Source organism: Pseudomonas sp. SK3(2021), assembly GCF_016772375.1.
In the GTDB taxonomy this organism is placed as follows: Bacteria; Pseudomonadota; Gammaproteobacteria; order Pseudomonadales; family Pseudomonadaceae; genus Aquipseudomonas; species Aquipseudomonas chlororaphis_I.
This window is the reverse complement of the sequence record NZ_CP061943.1, coordinates 602,090-626,926: the sequence shown is the minus strand read 5'-3', so window position 1 is coordinate 626,926 and position 24,837 is coordinate 602,090. Positions and strand designations below refer to the sequence as shown.

Sequence of the window (24,837 nt, the reverse complement as noted above, 5' to 3'; positions counted from 1 at the left end):
CTGTAGGAGCGAGCTTGCTCGCGAAAAAGTCCCCAGGCAACGCGCTCAGACAGAATGAACACGGTGCCTGGCAAAACTGATCGCGAGCAAGCTCGCTCCTACAGCAAGCACCGCTTAGTGGAACAGCACCGCGGTCTTCTGCAGGGTGACCCACACACCCCACGCCAGCGGAATGCCCACCACCAGCCAGGCGGCGACCGCCAGCGGCACGCTGCCGGACGAGGCTTTCCACTCCAGCACGGTGGTGCTGTCCGCGCCCTTGTCATGGCCCAGCGCCTGTTCGGCGGCCAGCTCGGCGTCGGTCATGAAGTACTTGTCGGCCACCGGACGCACCAGCAGGTTGCACAGGAACCCCAGCACCAGCAGGCCGGCGAGGATGTACAGGGTGATGTCGTAGGCCGCGGCGCGCTCGACGCCGATGCTCAACTGATATTCACGCAGGTAGTTCACCAGCACCGGGCCAAGTACGCCCGCCGCCGCCCAGGCGGTCAGCAGGCGACCGTGGATCGCGCCCACCATCTGGGTGCCGAACAGGTCCGCCAGGTAGGCCGGGACCGTGGCGAAACCGCCGCCGTACATCGACAGGATGATGCAGAACGCCGCCACGAACAGCGCGACGTTGCCCAGGTGCCCGAGGTTCGGGATCAGCGCGTACAGGGCAAAGCCCAGGGCGAAGAACACGAAGTAGGTGTTCTTGCGTCCCAGGTAGTCGGAGAACGACGCCCAGAAGAAGCGGCCACCGATATTGAACAGGCTCAGCAGGCCGGTGAAGCCGGCGGCGATCGCCGCGATCGACGCCAGTTGCGAGGCATCCAGCTGACCGAAGGCCAGTTCGTTGCCCAGCAGCTTGCCGGCGAAGACTTCCTGCAACAGCGGCGAAGCCATGCCGAGGATGCCGATACCGGCGGAAACGTTCAGGCACAGCACCAGCCATACCAGGCGGAACTGCGGGGTTTTCCAGGCCACGTTCACATGCACGTGACGGTGGGTAATCATCGCGTTCGCGGTTTTTTTCGCCGGCGGGGTCCAGCCCTCGGGCTTCCAGCCGGTCGGCGGCACGCGGTACGACAGCGCGCCACCGATCATGAACACGAAGTAGATCGCCGCCATCACCAGGAAGCTCTGCCAGACGCCAACGCCGGTTGGCGAAGCGAAGTGGCTCATCAGCGCCGCCGCCAGCGGCGCACCGACCATCGCGCCACCGCCGAAGCCCATGATCGCCATGCCCGTGGCCATGCCGCGCTTGTCCGGGAACCACTTGATCAGGGTCGACACCGGCGAGATGTAGCCCAGGCCCAGGCCGATACCGCCGATCACGCCGGAGCCGAGCCACATCAGCCAGATCTGGTGGGTATAGATACCCAGCGCCGAAATCAGCAGGCCGCCGCACCAGCACAGCGCCGACACCACACCGGCCTTGCGCGGGCCGGCGTGTTCCAGCCAGCCGCCCCAGACCGCCGCGGAGCAGCCGAGGAAGATGAAGAACAGGGTGTAGATCCAGCCGAGCATCGAGATCGGCCAGTCACACTGGGACGAAAAGACCTGAGCGATAAAGCTCATGTCCGGGGCGCAGGCCACCGGGGCGGTAATGCCCAGGGCCTTGGAAAGTGGCAACCAGAACACCGAGAAGCCGTAGGCCATGCCGATGCACAGGTGGATGGCCAGAGCGGCCGGTGGAACCAGCCAACGGTTGAAACCGGGCTTGGCGATGATGCGTTCTTTGGACAAGAACGCCGGCTGGGCGGCAATGACGCCCGCCTCGGTGCTAGTGCTCATGAATGTTTCCCCCAATTATTGGAATTATTCGCCGGCCACTCCCCACCCACGACCTTTGCACGCAGACGTGGCCGTTTTATCGAGTGAAGCTCCATAGAGTGCGACTTTTGGTCGCAGAAGGGCAGATGAACTGCGAGAGATTACCATTTGCTCGTGACAGAAAAAGCAAACTGCCATCATCTTTTCCGCATCATCTGCTCCGCAAGACGGCAGTAACGCTTCTGCAGGAGCCAGGCTTGCCGGCGATGGGCGTTATGCGGTGTGTCAGGCAGAACGCTTCGCAGGCAAGCCTCGCGCCTACAGAAGCCTGCGCGATGCCTGCCCCTCGCCAGCCCGCGCGCTGCTGTCGATAATGGCCAGCCGTTCCTTCGCTCTGCACAGGATTCCCCATGCCCATCGTTGTCGAGTCGCTGAAAGAAGCCAGCTATCAGGATCAGCAGGACCTGCAGAAGATCTACCGCGATGCCCCGCCCTGGCTGTTCGCGCCACAGCGCGATGACCAGGAACTGATCGAGGCCGCCCTGGGCGACGGCAGCCTGATCGCCGGACGCTTCAACGACCGCCTGCTGGGCGCCGCCCGCCTGCAACGGCACCCAGGCGTCTGGCACCTGTCCCAGCTATGTGTGCGCAAGATCACCCGGCGTCGCGGCGTGGCCGAGCGGCTGGTGAGCGAAGCACAGAAAATGGCCGCCCGGCATGACGCCGCCTTGCACCTGCTGGCCCCCGCCGGGCACCTCGAAGCCCAGGCGCTGGCGGCCAAGCTGCAGATACCGCTGGATGTGCTCCAGAGCGATCAGTGACCAGTGGCCAGGCCCGGGGCGTTATACTCCCTGGCTAAATTCGAATTCGACACTACAAGGACTCGCCCATGAAAGCGTTCGGCAAAATCCTGGGTCTGGTACTTCTCGGGCTGTTGCTGATCATCGTGGCTCTCGGCTTCGCCCTGACTCACCTGTTTGATCCCAACGACTACAAAGAAGAAATTCGCCAGATAGCCCGCGACAAGGCCCACATCGAGCTGACGCTCAATGGCGATATCGGCTGGAGCCTGTTCCCCTGGCTCGGCCTGGAACTGCATGAAGCCGGCGTCGCCACCCTGGCCAACCCGACCCAGCCGTTCGCCGACCTGCAAATGCTCGGCCTGTCGGTCCGCGTGCTGCCGCTGTTGCGCCGCGAAGTGCAGATGAGCGATGTGCGTGTCGAAGGCCTGAACCTGCGCCTGACCCGCGACAAGAACGGGCACGGCAACTGGGAAGACATCGGCAAGGTCGCCCCCGCCGACAAGCAGGCCGCAACCCCGGCCACCAGCACCGGCGAAACCACTGCCGCGACTCCGGCCAACACGGAAAAACCGGCGCAGCCAATCCGCCTGGATATCGACAGCCTGACCGTGAACAACGCCCGGGTGGAATACAACGACGAACAGAGCGGCAAGCAGTTCACCGCCGAAAGCATCCAGCTGAGCACCGGCCCGATCCACGAAGCGACCAACACCCCGGTCAAGCTCACCGCCTTTCTCGCCAGCACCCAGCCGGCCGTGCGCGTGCGCACCGAGTTGAAGGGCGAGCTGCGCTTCGACCGCGCACTCAAGCGCTACCAGTTCGAAGACATGAAGCTGTCCGGCGAAGCCGCCGGCGATCCGCTGCAAGGCAAGACCCTGACCTTCGCCGCCCAGGGCCAGCTGCTGCTGGACCAAGCCGCCAACGTTGCCGAATGGACTGGTTTGAAGCTCTCGCTCAACCAACTGCGCGCCATCGGCGAGCTCAAGGTCCACGACCTGGACAAGACCCCGCAGCTCAACGGCGGCCTCTCCATCGCCCAGTTCGACCTGGCCAAGTTCGTCGACAGCATCGGCCAGACCCTGCCGGCCATGGCCGAAGGCAGCCTGAGCAAGGTCGAGCTGGTCAGCCGCCTGTCCGCCACGCCGAACAGCATCGCCCTGGAAAACATCAACCTGAAACTCGACGACAGCAGCTTCAGCGGCCGCCTGGCGGTCGAAGACCTGGCCAAGCAATCGCTGCGCGCCCAACTCAAGGCCGACACCTTCAACGTCGACCGCTACCTGCCGCCGAAATCCGCCGAAGCCAACAGCGCCGCGGCGGCACGCAAGGCCGAAGTGCAGAGCAGCGAGGCCAGCGCTGTCGACGGGGCCGGCAACTCGCCGCTGCCGGACGCGCCGACCAAGGGCGCCTGGAGCACCGAGCGCCTGCTACCGGTGGAGCGCCTGAGCAAGCTGGATGTGGACGCCGACCTGAGCTTCGGCCAACTGACCCTGGACAAGCTGCCGATCCAGAACGCCACGCTCAAGGCCAACGGCCAGGGCGGCCTGCTGAAACTCGAAGGCCTGCGCGGCGAGCTGTACAACGGCAGCTTCGAAGCCAACGGCAACCTCGACGTGCGTCAGCCGACGCCACAGCTGAGCCTGCAGACCAGGATCAACCGGGTACCGGTGGAGCGCATTCTGGAAAGCCAGGGGCAGAACCCGCCGGTCAAGGGCCTGGCGACCCTCGACAGCAACCTGACTAGCAGCGGCAACAGCCAGAAAGCGCTGATCGACAGCCTCAACGGCAACGCCAGCTTCGTCGTCAACAACGGCGTGCTGCTCAATGCCAACCTCGAACAGCAGGTGTGCCAGGGCATCGCCACGCTGAACCGCAAGGCCCTGAGCAGCGAACCGCGGGGCAAGGACACAGCCTTCCAGGAACTCAAGGGCAGCCTGACCCTGCGTAACGGCGTAGCCAGCAACCCGGACCTGAAGGTGCGCATCCCGGGCATGAGCGTCAAAGGCAACGGCGACATCGACCTGCGCGTACTGGGCATGGATTATCGCGTCGGCATCATCGTCGAAGGCGACAAGAGCGACATGCCGGACCCGGCCTGCCAGGTCGGCGAACGTTTTGTCGGCATCGAACTGCCGCTGCGCTGCCGTGGCCCGCTGGAGCTGGGCGCCAAGGCCTGCCGCCTGGACCGCGACGGCCTGGGCCAGGTCGCGGCCAAGCTGGCCGGCGATCGCCTCAGCGAAAAGCTCGATGAAAAACTCGGCGACAAGGTCAGCCCGGAACTGAAAAACGCACTCAAAGGGCTGTTCAAACGATGAGGGCCGAGCAGTTCGCACCGGCGGTACTGGACTGGTACGACCGCCATGGCCGCCATGACCTGCCCTGGCAGCAGGAGATCAACCCGTACCGGGTATGGGTCTCGGAAATCATGTTGCAGCAGACCCAGGTCAGCACCGTGCTCAACTACTTCGACCGCTTCATGGCCTCGCTGCCGACGGTCCAGGCCCTGGCCGCCGCGCCGGAAGACGAAGTGCTGCACCTGTGGACCGGCCTGGGCTACTACACCCGCGCGCGCAACCTGCAAAAGACCGCGAAGATCGTGGTCGCCGAGTACGGCGGCGAGTTTCCCCGCGACGTGGAAAAACTCACCGAGCTGCCGGGCATCGGCCTGTCCACTGCTGGCGCCATCGCCAGCATCAGCATGGGCCTGCGCGCGCCGATCCTCGACGGTAACGTCAAGCGGGTGCTGGCGCGCTTTACCGCGCAGGAAGGCTATCCGGGCGAACCCAAGGTGGCCAGGCAGCTGTGGGCCGCGGCCGAGCGTTTCACCCCGCAGACCCGGGTGAACCACTACACCCAGGCGATGATGGACCTGGGCGCCACCCTCTGCACCCGGAGCAAGCCCAGCTGCCTGCTGTGCCCCCTGGAAAGAGGCTGCGAAGCGCACATGCTGGGCCTGGAAACCCGCTACCCGATCCCCAAGCCACGCAAGGAAGTGCCACAGAAACGCACGCTGATGCCGATGCTGGCCAACCATGAAGGTGCCATTTTGCTGTACCGCCGGCCTTCAAGCGGCCTGTGGGGCGGTTTGTGGAGCCTGCCCGAGCTGGACGACCTGGCGGACCTGGAACACCTGGCTTCGCAGCACTCGCTGGAGCTGGGCAAGCAACAGGCAATGGCCGGGCTGGTGCACACCTTCAGTCACTTCCAGCTGGCCATCGAGCCCTGGCTGGTGCAGGTCCAGGCATCCGCCCATCACGTGGCCGAGGCCGACTGGCTCTGGTATAACCTCGCCACCCCGCCGCGCCTGGGCCTTGCCGCCCCGGTGAAAAAACTGCTCAAACGCGCGGCCGACGTATTGAACGCAGGAGAGTTGCAATGACCCGCACCGTGATGTGCCGCAAGTACAAAGAAGAGCTGCCAGGCCTGGAGCGCCCTCCGTATCCGGGCGCCAAGGGCCAGGAGATCTTCGAGCACGTGTCCGCCAAGGCCTGGGCCGACTGGCAGAAACACCAGACCCTGCTGATCAACGAAAAACGCCTGAACATGATGAACGCCGAAGACCGCAAATACCTGCAGGGCGAGATGGACAAGTTCTTCTCCGGCGAGGAATACGCCAAGGCCGACGGCTACGTGCCGCCGTCCGAGTAATTGCCCGCAAATCGGGGTGGGAACGTAAGCGGCGGTAATAATTAAACTTTTTTCAAAACTTGCTTGACGCCCCCCCGAAAAACCCGTTTAATGCGCCCCGTTGCCCAGATAGCTCAGTCGGTAGAGCAGGGGATTGAAAATCCCCGTGTCGGCGGTTCGATTCCGTCTCTGGGCACCACTAATACCGAAACCCCTGAATCGCAAGATTCAGGGGTTTTTTATTGCCTGCGATTAGCGGGCACTTGTCTCAACCCCTCCTCCTCGTTCAATAACCTTCATTCCAATGCAGGTTGAGGTCGCGAACGCCCGCCACTTTCATATCCACCGTGTTGCGCTCGGTATGCCCGCCACGGGTGGCGATAACCTGGTACTTGCCGGCCGGCAGCTGCACAAAGACGATCGGGCCGACCTGATTCAGGGTCAGCACCGATTGCCCTTGCGGGTTCTGGATCGCCAGGTCGACATCGGAGGTGTATTTGTTTTCCGGGCCGACGGAAAAGGTCATGTGCAGGTTGTACCCCTTGGTCTGCAAGAGCGCGCGCGACTCATCCAGGCCGATACCGCCGGCCAGATAGTTAATGCCGTTCTGCTGTTGAGGTTCCAGTTGCACGCCCGCCGGGTCGATGGGTTCGTTACTGAGGGTGGCGGACTGTACGCTGAGCGGCGAAAGCGACAGGAATGCCGCGAGAACGCCTGTTACGACCCACGAAAAATAGGATTTCATGATGAGCACTCCCGGTTCGTCTCGAACCACTGAATGGGATGCCACCGCCAAGAATCCAGCCCCAGCGCGACAGCGTCCGGGTCTCCCCTTTCCTCTCGAATGGCTCAGCCACGTCTCAACAAACGATGCTCGAATGAAAAGCCCGTCAGGCGGCGTGCCCGCGGGCCTTGATAGTCAGTGTACGCCCCGATTTAGGGCTGTTTAGATCGATTCGGTGTGATCTCTTCAACCAAAAGAACCTAGCAGCGGCGCCTATCCCGACGGTTGCCACGGCGCGGACAAGGCGGTTATTAATGCTTGCACCCAAAAAGAGCCGACACGCCTGTTCGCCCGCAAAGGAATAGCGCCGATGACCGTGCAATCCCCGCCTTCGCCCCTGCATCCGGCCAGCACCGCCAGCAGTAGCCCCGGCACGGCCTTCCGCGAGCCCGCCGCCGACGGCTTCATGCTGGGCGGCTTCACCTGGCGCCATGCCGAACCGGACCCCGCGCGCCCGCTGGTGATCATCAATGCCGCTACCTCCGTGCGCTGCCGGCACTATTCGCGGTTCGCCGATTACCTGTTCAGCCATGGCTTCGACGTCATCACCTACGACTACCGCGGCATCGGCGAGTCGCGGCCGGGCTCGATGCGCAAACTGAAGGCATCCTGGTCGGACTGGGGCAGCCTGGACTTCGAAGCCATGCTGCAACGCGCGCAGCGGGAATTCCCCGGCCAGCCCATCGATGTGGTCGGGCACAGCTTCGGCGGTTGCGCGGTGGGGCTGGGGGCGTCCGGGCAATTGATCCGCCGCGTGGTGACCGTGGGCGCGCAGTTCGCCTACTGGCGCGACTACGCCCCGGCGAGCCGCTGGCGCATGCTGGGCAAATGGCATGTCGTGATGCCGCTGCTGACGGCGATTTACGGCTACTTCCCCGGCAAGCGCCTGGGCTGGCTGGAGGACACTCCCGCCGGCGTGGTACGCGACTGGGCCACGCCCACCGCACACTATCAACGACGGCCCAGCGGGCGCCATCTGGCACGCCGGGACCCGGCGCTGCCCTTCGCCCGGGTCAAGGCCCAGCTGCTGGCCATCAGCATCAGCGACGACCCTTACGGCACCGTGCCGGCCATCGAGCGCCTGCTGGACTACTTCACGGCCAGCCAACGCCGCCATTGGCGCATCGACCCCAGGGACATCGGCGAGCAGGCAGTCGGGCACTTTGCGTTTTTCCGCAGCCATTACCGGGACCGCCTGTGGCCGATCGCCCTGGCCTGGCTGCAACACGCCGCGCTGCCCAGCGACACCCCGGGACGCCTGATCAGCGGTAGCCGTTGAGCGTGCCAGGCGGCGCATTTACTGGCATCCTCTGCCGCCTCAAAGCCAGGCCGGACGCAGTATCGATGCCCGGCCCTCCTATTTGCGCAAAAGGTACGACGCCCATGGCATCTGCGAACAAGCAACACAAAAGAGCCCAGCGGGCGAAAACCAAGGCCAAGCAGAACCGCACCCAGCGCAACGCCGCGCCGGTGGAGCTGGACCCGAACGACGACCGCATCGACTTCGAATCGGTGGACCTGACCGAGCTGTTCAAGAAAATGATCGACGCCGAGAAGACCAGCCAGCAGGCGATGTGCGCAGCGTTCCTGGAAGACCCGCTGCTGGAGATCGTCTACGAGCAGGAAGGCGAGGAAGGCGCCATGGACTTCATCCTCGCGGCCCTGATCGAGTACCGCCAATGGTCCAGCGAGACCGACGAGGCCGGCGCCCTGGCCTGGATCGAAAGCCCGGAATTCCAGGCCGCTTACCTGGCCGCCTCGGAAGCGCTGATGCAGAAATAAGGCTCAACACGATCTGTAGCCGCAGGCGAAGCCTGCCTCCGACGAAGCGGCCGTCTGTGGTGTGTCAGCCGTTACCGGATTGCCGGGGTTGCGGCCGGTGCCCGGCCGATCGCAGGCTGCGCCAGCGGCTACAACGCGTCATGCATGGCCCTCAGACCACAAAAAAGGCCGCTGTCATCGCTGACAGCGGCCTTTTTGCTTACCGGGAAAGGCTCAGGCGCGACTCAACACTCCGGCCGCCCGCTTCTCCAGCTTGCGCCGGCGCGCCACCAACAGGCCCGCCGCGATCACGATGATGCTCAGCAGGCCGGTGGCGATGATTTCCATGCGGTGCCCTTCCTGGAACAGCATGATGGTCAGCACCCCGACGATGAACACGATCACTGCGTAGGTCAGGCCCGGGAACAGCCACATGCGGAAGGCGATCTTCTCGCCGGCCGCGGTGCGCTTCTGGCGCATGCGCAGTTGCGAGACCGCGATCACCAGGTACACCAGCAAGGCGATGGCGCCGGAACTGGCCAGGAGGAATTCGAACACCGCGGCTGGCGCCACGTAGTTGGCGAATACTGCGAGGAAGGCGGCTGCAGTGGACAAGATCACCGCCCAGTAAGGCGTGCCGCTGCTGTTGGTGCGCTTGGCCGCGGCCGGGGCGTCGCCACGCTTGCCCAGGGAGAACAGCATCCGCGAGGCGGTGTAGAGCGCCGAGTTCAGGCAGCTGGTCACCGCCACCAGCACCACCAGGTCGACGATCAGCTTGGCGTTGGGGATGCCCATGCGATCGAGCACGGTCTGGTAGGAACCGACCTGGGCCAGGCTCGGGTCATTCCATGGCACCAGCGACACGACGATGAAGATCGACACCAGGTAGAACAGGCCGATCCGCCAGATCACCGAGTTGGTGGCCTTGCTGATCTGCTGGCCCGGGTTCTTCGACTCGGCGGCGGCGATGGTGACGATCTCGGTGCCCATGAACGAGAACATGGTGGTCAGCATGGCGGCGAGTACCGCGCCCATGCCGTTGGGCAGAAAGCCCTGGGTATCGAACAGGTGCGACACGCCGCTGACCTCGCTGGTCGGCAGCAGGCCGAAGATCGCCAACAGGCCGAGCACCACGAAACCGATGATCGCCACGACCTTGATTAGGGCGAACCAGAACTCGAACTCGCCGTAGTTCTTCACGCTGAACAGGTTGGTCGCGGTCAGCAGCAAGGTGATCACCAGGGTGAACGCCCAGATCGCGATGTCGGGGAACCAGGCATGCAGGATGGTCGCGGCGGCGTTGGCCTCCAACGGGATCACCAGCACCCAGAACCACCAGTACAGCCAGCCGATGGTGAAGCCGGCCCAGTGGCCGATGGCGCGGTCGGCGTAAGTCGAGAAGGAACCCGTGTCCGGCGAGGCGACGGCCATTTCGGCCAGCATGCGCATCACCAGCACCACCAGGGTGCCCGCGGCCGCATAGGCCAGCAGCACCGCAGGGCCGGCTTCGGCGATGGCGTGGCCGGAACCGACGAACAGCCCGGCGCCGATTACCCCGGCGATCGACAGCATGGTGACATGCCGCGGTTTGAGCCCCTGTTCGAGGTCATTGGAGGTCTGCGTACTGCTCATTGAAACTACCTTTGCGAAGAAAGCGAAAGCGTCCGCCCGGCCTGGCTTTTCCTTTCACACAGGCAGTCGTAAAAAGAATCCAACAGAGCGTTCTTTATTTCTTACGCAAGATTTGCGCCAAAATGTTACAAGTTCCCAGCCGGCGCGGGCTGCGAGGGCGACCGACGGATGAGCATAAGTCCTTGAGATTAATGGCCTTGCGCCAGAACGTTACCGCGCCACCCATTTTTAGAACGAACCTGCGCACCAGAAACACACACAAAAAGTGTGCGACGCACAAATAGAGGGCGGATACGCAACCTTTGGCCGTTTTACCCTTCCAACACCCGGCCAAAGCTGGCACCATCGCGCCTTTTTTTACGCGACACCCGCTGGGAACAGGGTTCAAACGGGCGTTCGGTTGTTGATGGGGCGACAGTCTGCTGTGCCGATGCGACAACCTGTCACACGCCGTCTGCTTACACCCTGAAGCGCTGTTGGCTGTCATTCGAACGCTATGCTAGGTTGGCGCCTCGCCAGGAAAGCCGCTACCAGCAGGAGCGCAATGAACTCATGAGGACCGCACATGGCCGAGGCCACGCCCGCGCTTGAAATCCGCAACTTGCACAAACGCTACGGCTCGCTGGAGGTACTCAAGGGTGTCTCGCTGACCGCACGCGACGGCGATGTGATCTCGATCCTGGGTTCCTCCGGTTCCGGCAAGTCCACCTTCCTGCGTTGCATCAACCTCCTGGAAAACCCGCACCAGGGCCAGATCCTGGTGGCCGGTGAAGAACTCAAGCTCAAGGCCGCCAAGAACGGCGAACTGGTCGCCGCCGACGGCAAGCAGATCAACCGCCTGCGCAGCGAAATCGGCTTCGTGTTCCAGAACTTCAACCTCTGGCCGCACATGAGCGTGCTCGACAACATCATCGAAGCCCCGCGCCGAGTGCTCGGCCAGAGCAAGGCCGAGGCCATCGAAGTGGCCGAGGCGCTGCTGGCCAAGGTCGGCATCGCCGACAAGCGCCACGCCTACCCGGCCCAGCTCTCCGGCGGCCAGCAGCAGCGCGCCGCCATCGCCCGCACCCTGGCGATGCAACCCAAAGTCATCCTGTTCGACGAGCCGACCTCGGCGCTGGACCCGGAAATGGTCCAGGAAGTGCTCAACGTGATCCGCGCCCTGGCCGAAGAAGGCCGGACCATGCTGCTGGTCACCCACGAAATGAGCTTTGCCCGTCAGGTCTCCAGCGAGGTGGTGTTCCTGCACCAGGGCCTGGTGGAAGAGCAAGGATCGCCACAGCAGGTGTTCGAGAACCCGCTTTCGGCGCGCTGCAAACAATTCATGTCCAGCAACCGCTAACGGAGCAACACGCATGCAGAGCTATAAGAAATTCCTCCTGGCCGCTGCCGCCACTCTGGTGTTCTCGGCCAATGCGATGGCCGCCGACAAACTGAAGATGGGCATCGAAGCGGCCTACCCGCCGTTCAACAACAAGGATGCCAGTGGCCAGGTCGTCGGCTTCGACAAAGACATCGGCGATGCCCTGTGCGCCAAGATGAAAGTCGAGTGCGAAGTGGTCACCTCCGACTGGGACGGCATCATCCCGGCCCTGAACGCCAAGAAGTTCGACTTCCTGATCTCCTCGATGTCGATCACCGACGAGCGCAAGCAGGCGGTGGACTTCACCGACCCGTACTACTCCAACAAGCTGCAGTTCATCGCGCCTAAAGACAAGGCCGATTTCAAGACCGACAAGGCTTCCCTCAAGGGCAAGATCATCGGTGCGCAGCGCGCCACCCTGGCCGGTACCTGGCTGGAAGACAACCTGGGCGACGACATCACCATCAAGCTCTACGACACCCAGGAAAACGCCTTCCTCGACCTGACTTCCGGCCGCCTGGACGCGATCCTGGCCGACAAGTACGTCAACTACGAGTGGCTGAAAAGCGAAGCGGGCAAGCCTTACGAGTTCAAGGGCGACCCGGTTGAAGAAAGCGACAAGATCGGCATCGCCGTGCGCAAGAACGATCCGATCCGCGAGAAGCTCAACGCCGCCCTGAAAGAAATCGTGGCCGACGGCACCTACAAGAAGATCAACGACAAGTACTTCCCGTTCAGCATCTACTGATACTGACTGGCCTGCCCGGCGCCCTCCCCGAGGGCGCCGGTCCTTAGCAAAGCCTGCCGCGACTTGAATAACCATCCATGAATATCGATCTCTACGGATTCGGCCCGGCGCTCGCCGCTGGCGCGCTGATGACCGTCAAGCTGGCTCTTTCGGCGCTGTGCCTGGGGCTGGTGCTCGGCCTGCTCGGCGCCTTGGCCAAGACTTCCCCGTACAAGCCGCTGCAATGGCTTGGCGGCACCTATTCGACCCTGGTGCGCGGCGTTCCCGAACTGCTCTGGGTGCTGCTGATCTACTTCGGCACCGTCAACCTGATGCGCGCCCTGGGTGAGTTCTTCGGCAACCCGGAGCTGGAACTCAACGCCTTCGCCGCCGGGGTCATCGCCCTCGGCCTGTGCTTCGGCGCCTACGCCACCGAAGTGTTCCGTGGCGCGATCCTCGCCATCCCCAAGGGCCATCGTGAGGCCGGCGTGGCCCTGGGCCTGTCGAAATGGCGGATCTTCACCAAGCTGATCATGCCGCAGATGTGGCGCATCGCCCTGCCGGGCCTGGGCAACCTGTTCATGATCCTGATGAAGGACACCGCGCTGGTGTCGGTGATCGGCCTGGAAGAAATCATGCGTCACTCGCAGATCGCCGTGACCGTGTCCAAGCAACCCTTCACCTTCTATATGGTGGCGGCCTTCATGTACCTGGGCCTGACCGTGCTGGCCATGACCGGCATGCACTTCCTGGAAAAACGCGCCGCTCGCGGCTTCGCGAGGAGCGCCCAATGAACTGGGAAGTGATCATCAAGTGGCTGCCCAAGCTGGCCCAGGGCGCCACGCTGACCCTGGAACTGGTGGCCATCGCGGTCATCGCCGGCCTGCTGCTGGCCATTCCGCTGGGCATCGCCCGCTCGTCGCGCCTGTGGTACGTGCGCGCCCTGCCCTATGCCTACATTTTCTTCTTCCGCGGTACGCCGCTGCTGGTGCAGCTGTTCCTGGTCTACTACGGCCTGGCGCAGTTCGACGCGGTGCGTAACAGCGCGATGTGGCCGTACCTGCGCGATCCGTTCTGGTGCGCCACCGCCACCATGACCCTGCACACCGCGGCCTATATCGCCGAGATCCTGCGTGGGGCGATCCAGGCCATCCCGCCGGGCGAGATCGAAGCGGCGCGGGCGCTGGGCATGTCCAAGCCCAAGGCGCTATTCTACATCATCCTGCCCCGGGCCGCGCGCATCGGCCTGCCGGCCTACAGCAACGAAGTGATCCTGATGCTCAAGGCCAGCGCCCTGGCCAGCACCGTGACCCTGCTGGAACTGACCGGCATGGCCCGCACCATCATCGCCCGCACCTACCTGCCGGTGGAGATCTTCTTCGCCGCCGGGGTGTTCTACCTGCTGATGTCCTATGTCCTGGTGCAAGGCTTCAAGCTGCTGGAACGCTGGCTGCGCGTCGAGCAATGCCAAGGCCGCTGAACCGTTCGCTCCTACCGGCCTAACCTGTAGGAGCGAGCTTGCTCGCGATTGCCATCCCCCCAGACACCGCCGAGCCCAGCATGCCCTCGATCCTCCAAGGCCCCGAACTCCTCACCCGCTTCCAGGCCCTGGACCGCTTCCTGCTCGACCATCAACGGCTCTGGCGTCCACGCCCCTTCACCGAGCTGCAACTGCCCTGGGAAACCCAGCACCGCGAACTCGCCCAATGGCTGCGCCAGCGCAGCCTGGACGACGCCGAGGCCAGCCATAACCACCCCGAGCGGCTCGATGCTCCCGCGCCCTTCCCCGACCTGGCGCGGACCGCCGCGGCGTTGGGCGCGGTGGCCGAGCTGCCGACGCACCAAGTGCCTGCCGCCCGCCAGCGCCTCAACGTCGATGTGCCCGGGCGCAAATGGCAGCAAATCGAAGCCTTCGCCGCCTGCCTGGAATTCACCCAGGCACCCGGCCACTGGCTGGACTGGTGTTCGGGCAAGGGCCACCTTGGCCGCCGCCTGCTGCAACCCGGGCAACAGCTGACCTGCCTGGAGTACGACCCGGCCCTGGTCGCCAGCGGCCGGCAACTGAGCGAACACCATCGGCTGCCGGTCAGCCACCTGCGGCAGGACGTGCTCGCCGCCGACACCGCTGGCCGCCTGAGCGCCGAACACACTCCGGTGGCCCTGCACGCCTGTGGCGACCTGCATGTACGCCTGATGCAGCTGGCCAGCGAGCGCGGCTGTCGCCAACTGGCCATCGCCCCCTGCTGCTACAACCGCATCAGCCACACCGAGTACCAGCCGCTTTCCGGCCCGGCCAAGGGCTCGGCGCTGCAACTATCCCTCGACGACCTCGGCCTGCCCCTGAGCGAGACCGTCACCGCCGGCGCCCGGGTGCGCCGCCAGCGCGACAGCTCCATGGCCCGGCGCCTGGCCTTCGACTTGCTGCAGCGCCGGCTGCGTGGGGTCGATCAATACCTGCCCACCCCGTCGCTGCCCGCCAGCTGGCTGGACAAACCCTTCGCCGACTACTGCCGCGACCTGGCCGCCCTCAAGCACTTATCCACAGTCGGTGCGCAGGACTGGCCGGCGCTGGAAGCCGCCGGCTGGCAGCGCTTGGCCCAGGTCCGCAACCTGGAGCTGCTGCGCGGGCTGTTCCGCCGCCCCTTGGAGCTGTGGCTGGTGCTCGATCGCGCTCTGTTTTTGCAGGAACAGGGTTACCGCGTGCAACTGGGCCTGTTCTGCCCGGCGCCGCTCACCCCACGCAACCTGATGCTGCTGGCGGAACGCGGATAAGTTGGATCCATCACCCCACCCAGCCTGTGGATAACTCTGTTGATGAATTCATGACGAAGCCCCTGAAAGTGCCTGCTACAGACCTTATACACAGCTGGTCATTTTTTGTTCATAAAAATAAATCAACGAAAAAACAGCCAGTTGCGGCGAATTGAGAACGGATCCACAAAATCGGCCGTCATCGCCGTGCAACAGCCCGCGATTGTGCATAAGCATTAACACCAAAGGACATAACCGCCGAAAACCGGCACCACAGGAGCGGCAAATTGCACCGGTTGGCGGCGCTTGTTATACAGACGCAGGCGCTCGTGGGCGCGTCCGAGCCAGAACCTTTGTGAGTGACGGGAAAAGACAGTGACGTTCATTTCTTATGCACAGAATTTCGAAGACATCCGCCTGTGGCGCGCGCTCAAGCACGTTGAAAACGGCTTCTACATCGACGTCGGCGCCAACCACCCCACCACCGACTCCGTGACCCGCGCCTTCTACGACCGTGGCTGGAGCGGGATCAACGTCGAACCGGTACCCAGCTATTACGACGCCCTGTGCCAGGAGCGCCCCAGGGACACCAACCTGCAGTGCGCGGCCGGCGACAACGCCGAGGCCCTGACCTTCTACGGCATCGCCGACACCGGCCTGTCCACCCTCGACCCCGTCATCGCCCAGCAGCACAAGGATGCCGGCATGCCGGTGCAGACCCAGATCGTCAGCTCGCGCACCCTGAGCGACATCTGCGAGGCCCACGTCGACGGCCCCATCCACTTCCTCAAGATCGACGTCGAAGGCCACGAAGAAACCGTGCTGCGCAGCATGGATTTGCGCCGCTGGCGACCGTGGATCCTGCTGATCGAAACCCCGTGGAACCGCGACCAGGCCTGGGAAACCCTGGTCACCGGCGCGGGCTACCACCCGCTGGTGTTCGACGGCATCAATACCTTCTACCTGGCCGAAGAACACCTGAACCTCAAGGGCGCCTTCGACATCCCGCCATGCAACCTCGACGAATTCCAGTTCAACCCCGGCCACCGCTTCGTCGCCCCCGCCACCGACCTGGAACAGGCCCTGATCGCCGAACGCCAACGCGCCGACCGCGCCGAAGCCGAACTGCACGCCCTGCGCAACAGCCGCTCATGGCGCGCCCTCGAAAAACTCAAGAAAGTGCTGGTCCGCGGCTAGAGCCCGGCACAAAGCAAAAATAGTCAGATTTCAGGGGTTTACAGAACCCCGCCAATCGCTATAATCGTCGCCCTGACACGCCGGTATAGCTCAGTTGGTAGAGCAACTGACTTGTAATCAGTAGGTCCCGGGTTCGACTCCTGGTGCCGGCACCATAGATTCAACGAAAAAGGCTCACCGCAAGGTGGGCCTTTTTTGTTTGCGCGCGTCCTGTCCTGAGCGGGTCGCATACCACCCGCCAGCGTCACCTGTGCCAGGGCTTGTCTGGCAATTCCCCCGACTGATCGATCATCACCGCATGGGTGGAGCCCGGACGGCCATCGACAGAGGACTCACGCCCATCAGATTGCCGTATATGCCCGCAGCCCGCGGCCGGCAAGGCGTTGCGGAGGGTGGTGCTATACTTTTTTAGCTAGCGACAAGCGTGCGGTGTTATCCAGGGCGGCAGGAAAACGCTCTGGAATATCAGATAACGACTGCAGAAAAAATGGGGGCCTCTGCGACGATCAAGTAGGAGGTGACTCATGAACCGACACTTTTACATCAGCGATAATCTCGACGATCTGGAAACCGTTGAAAGCGAACTGGAAGCCAGCGGTATCAGTACCGAGCAAATTCATGTGCTCAGCGACCGGGATGCGGATGTGGAACAGCATCACCTGCATGATGTGAACTCACTCATGAAGCAGGATGTCGTGCACTCCGGCGAGATTGGCGCGGTCATTGGCATACCGCTCGCGGCATTGGTACTGCTCGGTGCCTATCTGGCAGGTTGGACCGAGTCCGCGGCAGGCTGGGTGCCGTTCATCTTCCTGGCGATCGTGATCCTGGGCTTCTGTATCTGGGAAGGCGGCTTCTTCGGTATCCAGGTACCCAATGCCCACTTCAGCAATTTGAAAAAGACGATAAAGGACGGCGAGCACATCTTCTTCGTGGATGTGGAACCCGCTCAGGAAGCAGTCCTGGATCGGGTCATCAGCCATCACCCACAACTACAGGTCGCCGGAACTGGCGCAGCCGCCCCTCACTGGATAGTGGCCTGGCTGCAGAAATGGCATCAGTTCAAGCGCACGATATAGAACGCCGTTGAACGCCGGAGGCGGAAGCCGGTCATTGCCCGAGGAAGATCCCCCGGGTGGAAAACACGTAGTCCGCCTCGGCTGCCATCAGGCCCACCAGCACCAGAAGGCACAAGGGCGGGACGAGTATGGCGTAGACCATCGCCAGGCGTTCCCACGCCATGTGCATGAAGATGGAAACGATCAGGCCTGCCTTCAGCAACATGAGGACCAGGATCAGCGACCACCTGAAATAGCCCTCGAAGTGAAAGTAGTCGACCAGGTAGGACAGGGTACTGAGTACGAACAACAGTCCCCAGATCTTCAGGTACAAGCTCACTGGATGCTGTTGGCCTTGTGCATGTGCCATCGCCGGTACTCCTCTGCGGGCTCACCATAAGTAGAAGAAAGCGAAGATAAATACCCACACCAGGTCCACGAAGTGCCAGTACAGCCCGGCGATCTCGACGATCTGATAGTTGCCGGAGCGCTCGTAGTCGCCGCGCAATACCTTGAAGGCGACGATGCACAGGTAAATGACGCCGATCGATACATGCAACCCGTGGAAGCCGGTAATCATGAAAAAGCTGGCACCGAATTGCGCGGCGCCCATGGGGTTCGACCAGGGACGCACGCCTTCGGCGATGAGCTTGCTCCACTCGAACGCCTGCATGCTGACAAAGGTCGCCCCGAAGGCCGCGGTGGCCAGCATCAGGGCCGCGCATTTGCCGCGCACACGGCGATAGGCGAAGTTCACGGCCATGGCCATGGTGCCGCTGCTGCTGATCAGCACGAAGGTCATGATGGCGATCAGGATCAAGGGGATTTCAACGCCACCGATGGTCAGGGCGAACACTTCGCTGGGGTTCGGCCAGGGGGCGGTGGCACTCATGCGCACCGACATATAGCCGGTCAGGAAGCAGGTGAAGATGAAGGTGTCGCTGAGCAGGAAGATCCACATCATCGCCTTGCCCCAGGGCACCCGCTTGAACACATCCCGGTCCGAGGCCCAGTCGGTGGCGATGCCCTTCCACCCCGCTACCAGCGTATCGGGCGGGGTCGGGACGGGCTCTTCCGGAGGGGTTGCTGAGGGCAATGCCATGGCTTCACCTCAGGCCGCAGAATGCGGCGATGGCTTGATAGGTTTCCGGCGTGCTGGTCAGCAGGGCGAAGAGGACGATCCAGAGCCCCAGCAGGTAGTGCCAGTAGATGGCGCAGAGCTCCACGCTGGGCGCCAGTCGCGACAGCGCAACCCGTCGCAGGAACCTGGCGCCGACCCTGCCCCAGGCCACCAGGCCTCCCAGCAGGTGCAGCCCGTGCACGCCGGTCAGCAGATAGAAAAAGCTGTTGGCCGGATTAGCGGAGACGAAGTAGCCCCAGTCGACGAACTGCTTCCAGACCCAGAGTTGCCCTCCGATAAAGGCGATTGCAAAGACGCCGCCCAGGGTGAAGCCGAGGGTCGCCCCGTTCAACGCGCCCCGCCGAGCGGCCATTCGCGACCACTGCAGGCTGACGCTGCCCAGCACCAACAGGAGCGTGTTCAGCCAGAGTTGCCGGGCACTGGCCAATGGCGCCAAGGGCTCGGTCAGCGGCTGCCAGTCGGCCATTTGCGAACGCGCGATGAAGGCCAGCAGGAACAGCAGGAACAGCGAGGTCACCACCACCAGGAACACGCGCAGGCCCACTTTGGCGGCTTTCGCCCTATCCAGGCCCGCCGGTACCCGAGAGCTGTCGGGGGGCTGGCTCCAACGGCCGCCGGCGCCGGCGCTTTCAGTGTTTTTCAATAGCGGCCCGTTCATGGTCTTTGGCCTGCGATCCTGGCTTCTGCGCTGCGCTGCCTCATCTGTTCCAGCTCCTGGGCAGAAACCGTCTGCGGCACGAAGTCCTGCTCTATCCCGGGCACGCTGTAGTCATAGGCCCAACGGTGCACCACCGGCAGCTCCGGCCCCCAGTTGCCATGCACGGGCGGGGTGTCCGGCGTTTGCCATTCCAGGCTGGCCGCCCCCCATGGGTTCGGGCCCGCCGGCTGGCCTTTGAAGGCGCTCCAGGCCAGGTTGAAGAGGAACAGCAGTTGGCATACCCCGACCGTCAGCGCGACAACGGTGATGAACGCATTCAGTTGCTGCGCCGATTGCGGGATGAAATCGTAGTTCTGCCAGGCGTAATAGCGCCGGGGCATGCCCAGCAGCCCCAGGTAGTGCATGGGGAAGTAGATGCAGTAGGTCCCCAGGAAGGTTATCCAGAAATGCAGCTTGCCCAGGGTGTCGTTCATCAGGCGCCCGGTGATCTTCGGAAACCAGTGATAGATGGCGCCAAATATCACCAGGATCGGCGCCACTCCCATGACCATATGGAAGTGGGCCACCACGAAGTAGGTGTCCGACAGCGGGATATCCACAATCACGTTGCCGAGAAACAAACCGGTGAGACCACCGACCAGGAAGGTGACGATAAAGGCCAGGGCAAACAGCATCGGCACCGTCAGGTGGATGTCGCCATGCCACAGGGTCAGCACCCAGTTGTAGACTTTCAGCGCGGTCGGCACGGCGATGATCAAGGTGGTGGCGGCGAAAAAGAAGCCGAAGTACGGGTTCATCCCGCTGACGTACATGTGGTGCGCCCAGACCACGAAGCTCAACACGCCGATGGCGACGATGGCCCAGACCATCATGCGGTAACCGAAGATGTTCTTGCGCGCATGGGTGCTGATCAAGTCGGAGACCAGGCCGAACGCCGGGAGGGCGACGATGTAGACCTCCGGATGGCCGAAGAACCAGAACAGATGCTGGAACAGTATCGGGCTGCCGCCCTGGTGCGCGAGCTGCTGCCCCATCGAGATCACCGCCGGCATGAAGAAGCTCGTGCCCAGCAGCTTGTCGAACAGCATCATCACGGCGCTGACGAACAAGGCCGGAAAGGCCAGCAGGGCCAGGATCGAGGCCATGAAGATGCCCCAGACGGACAGCGGCATGCGAAACAGCGTCATGCCGCGAGTGCGGGCCTGCAGCACCGTGGTCACGTAGTTCAGCCCGCCCATGGTGGCGGCGACGATGAAGATCGCCAGCGACACCAGCATCAACACGATGCCCCATTCGGTACCCGGTGTGCCCTGGGTGATGGCTTGCGGCGGATAGAGTGTCCAGCCCGCCCCGGTGGGCCCGCCCGGGACGAAGAAGCTGGAAAGCAGCACCAGGACCGAGAGCAGGTAGAACCAGAAACTCAGCATGTTGACGTAGGGGAAGACCATGTCCCGGGCACCCACCATCAGCGGAATCAGGTAGTTGCCGAAGCCACCCAGGAACAGCGCCGTCAGCAGGTAGATGACCATGATCATGCCGTGCATGGTCATTGCCTGGTAATAGGTGCTGGCATCCATGAACCCGAGGCTGCCGGGAAAGCCGATCTGCATGCGCATCAGGCCGGACAGCACCAGGGCGACGAGCCCCACGGATATCGCCGTCAGGGAATACTGGATGGCGATGACCTTGTGGTCCTGGCTCCAGATATAGCGCGTGAAGAAGCTCTTCGGTTCGTGCAGGACGTCTGTTCCTGCGTGCTCGACATAAGCCATCAGCTCATCCTCCGCTAAGTTTCGGAGCATTTGCGGCTATTTACGGCGACTTGCCCGATTCCACCTTTCCGGCACCCGCGTCGACAGCAGCTTTCGACTTGATGAAGGCGATCAGAGCATCCAGTTCCTTGTCATTGGGGGTAAAGGTCGGCATCACCGCGGCATAACCCTTGACGATCGCAGCGCCCGGTTGGCGCACGGAATCCTTCAGGTAGCCCTCATCGGCCTTGACCTGAGAACCATCGGCCAGGGTTTGCGTCTTGCCGTACAAGCCCTGCCAGCTCGGGCCGACACCCTGGCTGCCATCGACACTGTGGCAGGCCAGGCAACCCAGGGATTCGGCCAGCCGCTGTCCCTGCGCCGCCAGCTCATCAGGCGCGCCCGCGGGGGCTTGTTCTTTCTGCCCCGCGGCACTCAGCGACTTGATAAAGGCCACCACGGCGGCCAGCTCATCCTGGGTGAAAGTATAGGCCACCATGACCGGCGGGAAGCCTTGGACCAGCCTGGCCTGCGGCTCGAGAATCGACTCCTTGAGGTAGGCCTCGTCGACCTGGACGCGGGTGCCATCGGCCAGCGGTTCCGAGCGGCCGTACAGGTCCTTCCAGCCCGGGCCCAGGCTGGCGCTGCCGTCTTGGCTATGGCAGGCGCGGCAGCCATGGCTTTCCACCAGCTGGCGGCCTTTTTCCAGCAGGCTGTCCCGGCTTGGCGTGGCGACGCTGGTCAGCGTCTGGGCAAAGGTCGGCTGGCTGGCGAACCATTGGTCGAACGCGCCCTGCTCCTCGACGATCAGATGGCCGCGCATGTTGTAGTGACCCAGGCCACAGTACTCGGCGCACAGCACTTCAAACTTGCCGAGTCGGGTCGGGGTGAACCAGAAATGGGACACCATGCCCGGCACCATATCCATCTTCGCGCGCATCTGCGGAACATAGAAATCGTGCAGGACATCCTTTGCGCGCAGCAGGACTTTTACCGGCCGATCGATGGGCAGGCGCACTTCATTGTTCATGACCAGCACATCGTCCTGCCCCGCAGGGTCGTTGCGATCAAGCCCGAAGGGATTGCCGGGATCGATCCATTTGACATCCGCCTTGCCGAGTTTTCCGTCCTGTCCGGGAAAGCGAAAGGCCCACTGCCACTGCTGGGCAACCACTTCGAGCTGGGTAGCCTCTTGCGGCACCTGGACGAAATCGTTGTAGACCACAAGGCCAGGCGCCAGCATGCCGATGATGCCCAACGAGGTGAGGATGACCAGCCACCCTTCCAGCTTCTTGCTTTCCGGCTGGTAGTGCGCCCGGGCACCTTCCCGGTGACGGAAGCGAATCACGGCAATGGCCATGAATACCGTGATGGCGATGAAAAAGATGCCGGTAATGACCAGGGTGATCAGCAGCGTGGTGTCTATCGAGCCCCAGTTGGAGGCAGCCGGCGTCATCTGCCAGGGAGCAAGCAGGTGAAACAGCACTGAAGCGACAACGACTAGAACCAAGATGATTGCTATCGCCATTTTTTCGTCATCCTGTGCCGGTTGTTCTGTGGCCATGCAAACGCAACGTCACCCAACCGCAGCGTCACACCGCTGCCTGACCCTCCTCCCAAGCCTGCTGGAACATTGCCTCTGTCCCCGGGGCAAATCTTCTGAAAAGTATAGTGCGCCCCAACGGACGTGCGGCGGCGCCCCCTATACAGGACGGGCGGTCAGGGGCTGTTTTCGACTCACAAAAAAGCCCTCGCGGCGATGCGAAGGCTTCGTTGTTTCCGGGGCACAATCTGTCCTGCTTTGGACCCTTACCGCATGCGTTTCAGTACTTCTCCCGTACCCATGCCGAACTGATGCCTGATTGGATAGCAGCACATGTCAGCCGAACTACTAGAGCCACCCCATGTACTTGCCAATCCCCCAGAGAACAAACAGCAGCGCTCCCCCAAAAAGTGCAGCCACGTACGAGAGCTTTATCATTCGGCGCAGTGGGCCTGGAAATTTTTTGTAGTCCTCGGCATCCAGATCACCACCTTTCAGCGAACGCTTGTAGAAGGTCAGCATGCCGCCGACGCTGATCAGCATGAAGAAGCGAGTAAATGGATCTTTCCCCATGACAGAGCAGCGCAACTGGATACCGCGTGAGTTGCTCAAGCTGCTGAGTATTTCGTTCATCCGGAAATAGGCGAAGTACAGCTGCGTTCCAATAAATAAAAACGCCAATGCAAAACTCGCAATCACCAAGATGAAAAAAGTATCTTCTGCCTCAAACACGCCTACTCCTCTACCCCAATCAACATCTCCAAGTCGCTAGGCAGTACTTGACCAATCAGTTCGGATATTTGCGCAACTTGCTCGTTGGTCAGAGGCCATAGCCCCTCAGCCATGGTCTCAAGGCTTTCATGACCAAGAAGCTGCACAATCTGATCGTTAAAAGCAGCGTTTACATCAAGCTCATACTTGAGCGAGTCGTCTTCTGCGTTATTGGGTAAAAATCCGGTAATACACAAGTACATAAACACCTCTATTTTTCGACTTTTCTTCCTGGATCAGCGGGCTTGGTTTGCTCGCCAGTGATGGGGTCAAACTCACCTAAGTGCCGACCTTGTTTGTCGTAAACTTCAACTGCCCCATGCTGGCTGTCCCACTCGTAAATTCGACCTTTCCGATCCTTCCAACGACTACGCAGGCTACCACCGCCCTGAACCCTGCTTTTTGAATTGACTTTGGTGGCGTCAGGAAAGGCCACCAACCCTTTAGGTGCAAGATGGTAGCGATGGCTACCCGATACACTCAGTGAAATGTAGATGGGCTGAATATCAGTGTTAGGAAACCAGATAATTGCGTCTTGATAGTCTGGAGGATGTACGGGATGAATCAGGATACGGTCGGCTTGTTCGGTCGGCGGATAGATCCACACCGCAGGTTGCATTGCAGCCCCCTCCAAGACAGGAATGCCCAGCACCGCGTTGGGATCGGCTGCTGGAGTCCAGATGACTTCAATCCCGTTCCCCATATCCGCCACCAGCTGTTCACCTTGAACCCGAGCAGCAATTACCGGCACACGTTGCCACTCACTCTTCGTCCCTGTGTAAAACCCGTAAATACCGACCGATCCGTTTGGCAGGTGTTTAACATTCACCCGGACCCGAGTGTTGCCTTGACTCAACTGTGCATACTGCTCAGACGTGTAGAACGCACTGTCAGCTGACATGGTGTCTGGCATCAGCAGCGCAACCGTCCCCACTAGAAGAGGCGCACCTACGCTGCCCTCAGCGACGCCCAATGCCAAGGTTCCTCCCAGGCGACTTGCTAGGGTTGCAGCGTTACTGGAACCACCAATCCATTGCAGAGCGGTGCCAGTAATGGATATCGCACTACCGGTGCCCAGCACCGCATAGGCACCGTACTGTTTCAATGATTCGACCGGTACAAATCCACCAGGATTGCTGTGGTTTATCACCCCATCCGGCAATGTGCAGGACTTGGCAAAAACACAGCCCCTGAGCACGGGGGAAGGCATTTTTTCTGGAGGAGACGGGGGATCGACAGGAAGCGGTGGCGCCTTGACGAGTTGCCTGCGCTCATCGCGCAAAAGCGTATCGAGCCGCTTCTTTTCCTTCATTGCTTGTTCATAACAGACTTTGCAGTGGTGTCCTGCGAAAGGGTCGCCAGCCATAAGAGAATCATCCTGATGAGCTAGCGGAACACTCTATTAAGCAACACCCAACCTTGGCTTTAAGGGCTTTCTGATTCAGCAACTCAAACAACAGGCGAACAACATCCCCAACGCCATACCCGCCATGCTCAAATAGCTACCCGCATTTGTTA

Annotated in this window: 24 protein-coding genes and 2 tRNA genes; 15 read left to right on the top strand and 11 right to left on the bottom strand. The window is 62.2% G+C overall.

Annotation, left to right across the window (positions count from 1 at the left end; translation table 11 throughout):
* Window positions 1-114 precede the first annotated feature (114 nt).
* Entirely contained in the window at window positions 115-1,776 is a 1,662-nt protein-coding gene (locus IF690_RS02820; protein ID WP_202698762.1) for an OFA family MFS transporter, read from the bottom strand.
* Window positions 1,777-2,165: 389 nt separating this feature from the next.
* Here IF690_RS02820 and IF690_RS02815 point away from each other — a divergent pair, with 389 nt between their 5' ends.
* From IF690_RS02815 to IF690_RS02795, 5 genes are all read left to right on the top strand, one after another.
* Complete coding sequence (locus IF690_RS02815; RefSeq protein ID WP_202698761.1) at window positions 2,166-2,576, top strand: acetyl-CoA sensor PanZ family protein; 411 nt, start codon at window positions 2,166-2,168, stop codon at window positions 2,574-2,576.
* Between the two features lie 68 nt (window positions 2,577-2,644).
* The gene (locus IF690_RS02810) at window positions 2,645-4,873 is read left to right on the top strand and encodes an AsmA family protein (RefSeq protein WP_202698760.1); all 2,229 of its coding nucleotides are present in this window, start codon (window positions 2,645-2,647) and stop codon (window positions 4,871-4,873) included.
* Window positions 4,870-5,937 carry an A/G-specific adenine glycosylase gene (mutY, locus tag IF690_RS02805; protein ID WP_023970061.1) on the top strand — a complete coding sequence of 356 codons (1,068 nt, stop codon included), beginning with the start codon at window positions 4,870-4,872 and terminating at the stop codon, window positions 5,935-5,937. The genes IF690_RS02810 and mutY overlap by 4 nt, the downstream gene beginning before the upstream one ends.
* Window positions 5,934-6,206, top strand: coding sequence for an oxidative damage protection protein (locus IF690_RS02800; protein ID WP_023970060.1), 273 nt, complete (start codon window positions 5,934-5,936; stop codon window positions 6,204-6,206). The genes mutY and IF690_RS02800 overlap by 4 nt, the downstream gene beginning before the upstream one ends.
* 102 nt (window positions 6,207-6,308) lie before the next feature.
* Window positions 6,309-6,384 (top strand) — tRNA-Phe (locus IF690_RS02795).
* Between the two features lie 87 nt (window positions 6,385-6,471).
* Here IF690_RS02795 and IF690_RS02790 read toward each other — a convergent pair.
* Window positions 6,472-6,930 carry a carboxypeptidase regulatory-like domain-containing protein gene (locus IF690_RS02790; protein ID WP_202698759.1) on the bottom strand — a complete coding sequence of 153 codons (459 nt, stop codon included), beginning with the start codon at window positions 6,928-6,930 and terminating at the stop codon, window positions 6,472-6,474.
* A 349-nt stretch (window positions 6,931-7,279) separates the two neighbouring features.
* On the opposite strand from IF690_RS02790, the gene IF690_RS02785 reads away from it, so the two are divergent.
* Window positions 7,280-8,248 carry an alpha/beta hydrolase family protein gene (locus IF690_RS02785; RefSeq protein WP_202698758.1) on the top strand — a complete coding sequence of 323 codons (969 nt, stop codon included), beginning with the start codon at window positions 7,280-7,282 and terminating at the stop codon, window positions 8,246-8,248.
* Window positions 8,249-8,352: 104 nt separating this feature from the next.
* Window positions 8,353-8,751 (top strand): hypothetical protein, encoded by a 399-nt coding sequence (locus IF690_RS02780; protein WP_202698757.1) that lies wholly within the window; start codon window positions 8,353-8,355, stop codon window positions 8,749-8,751.
* A gap of 213 nt (window positions 8,752-8,964) precedes the next feature.
* Here IF690_RS02780 and gabP read toward each other — a convergent pair whose 3' ends face one another.
* The gene (gene gabP, locus IF690_RS02775) at window positions 8,965-10,362 is read right to left on the bottom strand and encodes a GABA permease (RefSeq protein WP_202698756.1); all 1,398 of its coding nucleotides are present in this window, start codon (window positions 10,360-10,362) and stop codon (window positions 8,965-8,967) included.
* Window positions 10,363-10,927: 565 nt separating this feature from the next.
* On the opposite strand from gabP, the gene IF690_RS02770 reads away from it, so the two are divergent.
* From IF690_RS02770 to IF690_RS02735, 8 genes are all read left to right on the top strand, one after another.
* A complete protein-coding gene (locus IF690_RS02770) occupies window positions 10,928-11,701 on the top strand; it encodes an ABC transporter ATP-binding protein (RefSeq protein WP_009046514.1) in 774 nt (257 codons plus the stop codon).
* A gap of 13 nt (window positions 11,702-11,714) precedes the next feature.
* Complete coding sequence (locus tag IF690_RS02765; protein WP_009046513.1) at window positions 11,715-12,470, top strand: ABC transporter substrate-binding protein; 756 nt, start codon at window positions 11,715-11,717, stop codon at window positions 12,468-12,470.
* Window positions 12,471-12,547: 77 nt separating this feature from the next.
* Window positions 12,548-13,243, top strand: coding sequence for an ABC transporter permease (locus IF690_RS02760; RefSeq protein WP_092306006.1), 696 nt, complete (start codon window positions 12,548-12,550; stop codon window positions 13,241-13,243).
* Window positions 13,240-13,929, top strand: a complete 690-nt coding sequence (locus tag IF690_RS02755) for an ABC transporter permease (RefSeq protein WP_007922607.1) — start codon at window positions 13,240-13,242, stop codon at window positions 13,927-13,929. The genes IF690_RS02760 and IF690_RS02755 overlap by 4 nt, the downstream gene beginning before the upstream one ends.
* Window positions 13,930-14,009: 80 nt before the next feature.
* The gene (locus IF690_RS02750; protein WP_202698755.1) at window positions 14,010-15,221 is read left to right on the top strand and encodes a methyltransferase; all 1,212 of its coding nucleotides are present in this window, start codon (window positions 14,010-14,012) and stop codon (window positions 15,219-15,221) included.
* 354 nt (window positions 15,222-15,575) lie between these two features.
* Window positions 15,576-16,397, top strand: a complete 822-nt coding sequence (locus IF690_RS02745; protein WP_202698754.1) for an FkbM family methyltransferase — start codon at window positions 15,576-15,578, stop codon at window positions 16,395-16,397.
* Between the two features lie 79 nt (window positions 16,398-16,476).
* Window positions 16,477-16,552 (top strand) — tRNA-Thr (locus IF690_RS02740).
* Window positions 16,553-16,921: 369 nt separating this feature from the next.
* Window positions 16,922-17,476: a magnesium transporter gene (locus IF690_RS02735; protein ID WP_202698753.1), complete on the top strand. Its 555-nt coding sequence runs from the start codon at window positions 16,922-16,924 to the stop codon at window positions 17,474-17,476.
* A gap of 31 nt (window positions 17,477-17,507) precedes the next feature.
* Here the strand turns inward: IF690_RS02735 and IF690_RS02730 are convergent, their stop codons facing one another.
* From IF690_RS02730 to IF690_RS02695, 8 genes are all read right to left on the bottom strand, one after another.
* Window positions 17,508-17,825 carry a cytochrome C oxidase subunit IV family protein gene (locus IF690_RS02730; RefSeq protein ID WP_009046499.1) on the bottom strand — a complete coding sequence of 106 codons (318 nt, stop codon included), beginning with the start codon at window positions 17,823-17,825 and terminating at the stop codon, window positions 17,508-17,510.
* Between the two features lie 21 nt (window positions 17,826-17,846).
* Entirely contained in the window at window positions 17,847-18,557 is a 711-nt protein-coding gene (locus IF690_RS02725) for a heme-copper oxidase subunit III family protein (RefSeq protein WP_202698752.1), read from the bottom strand.
* A 4-nt stretch (window positions 18,558-18,561) separates the two neighbouring features.
* Window positions 18,562-19,254 carry a cytochrome c oxidase subunit 3 gene (locus IF690_RS02720; protein ID WP_202698751.1) on the bottom strand — a complete coding sequence of 231 codons (693 nt, stop codon included), beginning with the start codon at window positions 19,252-19,254 and terminating at the stop codon, window positions 18,562-18,564.
* On the bottom strand, window positions 19,251-21,026 hold the full coding sequence (locus tag IF690_RS02715) for a cbb3-type cytochrome c oxidase subunit I (protein ID WP_202698750.1): 1,776 nt from the start codon (window positions 21,024-21,026) through the stop codon (window positions 19,251-19,253). The genes IF690_RS02720 and IF690_RS02715 overlap by 4 nt, the downstream gene beginning before the upstream one ends.
* 40 nt (window positions 21,027-21,066) lie before the next feature.
* Window positions 21,067-22,533, bottom strand: coding sequence for a c-type cytochrome (locus IF690_RS02710; RefSeq protein WP_202698749.1), 1,467 nt, complete (start codon window positions 22,531-22,533; stop codon window positions 21,067-21,069).
* A gap of 363 nt (window positions 22,534-22,896) precedes the next feature.
* Window positions 22,897-23,280: a hypothetical protein gene (locus IF690_RS02705; RefSeq protein ID WP_202698748.1), complete on the bottom strand. Its 384-nt coding sequence runs from the start codon at window positions 23,278-23,280 to the stop codon at window positions 22,897-22,899.
* A gap of 2 nt (window positions 23,281-23,282) precedes the next feature.
* Window positions 23,283-23,522, bottom strand: coding sequence for a pyocin S6 family toxin immunity protein (locus IF690_RS02700; protein WP_202698747.1), 240 nt, complete (start codon window positions 23,520-23,522; stop codon window positions 23,283-23,285).
* Window positions 23,523-23,530: 8 nt separating this feature from the next.
* Complete coding sequence (locus IF690_RS02695; protein WP_252189528.1) at window positions 23,531-24,685, bottom strand: colicin E3/pyocin S6 family cytotoxin; 1,155 nt, start codon at window positions 24,683-24,685, stop codon at window positions 23,531-23,533.
* Window positions 24,686-24,837: the final 152 nt, after the last annotated feature.

Coding starts and splice junctions, on each gene's coding strand:
- IF690_RS02700 (WP_202698747.1), bottom strand. CDS start 23,522: ATGTACTTGTGTATTACCGGATTTTTACCCAATAACGCAGAAGACGAC.
- IF690_RS02820 (WP_202698762.1), bottom strand. CDS start 1,776: ATGAGCACTAGCACCGAGGCGGGCGTCATTGCCGCCCAGCCGGCGTTC.
- IF690_RS02780 (WP_202698757.1), top strand. CDS start 8,353: ATGGCATCTGCGAACAAGCAACACAAAAGAGCCCAGCGGGCGAAAACC.
- IF690_RS02800 (WP_023970060.1), top strand. CDS start 5,934: ATGACCCGCACCGTGATGTGCCGCAAGTACAAAGAAGAGCTGCCAGGC.
- IF690_RS02815 (WP_202698761.1), top strand. CDS start 2,166: ATGCCCATCGTTGTCGAGTCGCTGAAAGAAGCCAGCTATCAGGATCAG.
- IF690_RS02735 (WP_202698753.1), top strand. CDS start 16,922: ATGAACCGACACTTTTACATCAGCGATAATCTCGACGATCTGGAAACC.
- IF690_RS02810 (WP_202698760.1), top strand. CDS start 2,645: ATGAAAGCGTTCGGCAAAATCCTGGGTCTGGTACTTCTCGGGCTGTTG.
- IF690_RS02710 (WP_202698749.1), bottom strand. CDS start 22,533: ATGGCGATAGCAATCATCTTGGTTCTAGTCGTTGTCGCTTCAGTGCTG.
- IF690_RS02785 (WP_202698758.1), top strand. CDS start 7,280: ATGACCGTGCAATCCCCGCCTTCGCCCCTGCATCCGGCCAGCACCGCC.
- IF690_RS02765 (WP_009046513.1), top strand. CDS start 11,715: ATGCAGAGCTATAAGAAATTCCTCCTGGCCGCTGCCGCCACTCTGGTG.
- IF690_RS02695 (WP_252189528.1), bottom strand. CDS start 24,685: ATGGCTGGCGACCCTTTCGCAGGACACCACTGCAAAGTCTGTTATGAA.
- IF690_RS02755 (WP_007922607.1), top strand. CDS start 13,240: ATGAACTGGGAAGTGATCATCAAGTGGCTGCCCAAGCTGGCCCAGGGC.
- mutY (WP_023970061.1), top strand. CDS start 4,870: ATGAGGGCCGAGCAGTTCGCACCGGCGGTACTGGACTGGTACGACCGC.
- gabP (WP_202698756.1), bottom strand. CDS start 10,362: ATGAGCAGTACGCAGACCTCCAATGACCTCGAACAGGGGCTCAAACCG.
- IF690_RS02790 (WP_202698759.1), bottom strand. CDS start 6,930: ATGAAATCCTATTTTTCGTGGGTCGTAACAGGCGTTCTCGCGGCATTC.
- IF690_RS02720 (WP_202698751.1), bottom strand. CDS start 19,254: ATGAACGGGCCGCTATTGAAAAACACTGAAAGCGCCGGCGCCGGCGGC.
- IF690_RS02770 (WP_009046514.1), top strand. CDS start 10,928: ATGGCCGAGGCCACGCCCGCGCTTGAAATCCGCAACTTGCACAAACGC.
- IF690_RS02730 (WP_009046499.1), bottom strand. CDS start 17,825: ATGGCACATGCACAAGGCCAACAGCATCCAGTGAGCTTGTACCTGAAG.
- IF690_RS02760 (WP_092306006.1), top strand. CDS start 12,548: ATGAATATCGATCTCTACGGATTCGGCCCGGCGCTCGCCGCTGGCGCG.
- IF690_RS02750 (WP_202698755.1), top strand. CDS start 14,010: ATGCCCTCGATCCTCCAAGGCCCCGAACTCCTCACCCGCTTCCAGGCC.
- IF690_RS02715 (WP_202698750.1), bottom strand. CDS start 21,026: ATGGCTTATGTCGAGCACGCAGGAACAGACGTCCTGCACGAACCGAAG.
- IF690_RS02725 (WP_202698752.1), bottom strand. CDS start 18,557: ATGGCATTGCCCTCAGCAACCCCTCCGGAAGAGCCCGTCCCGACCCCG.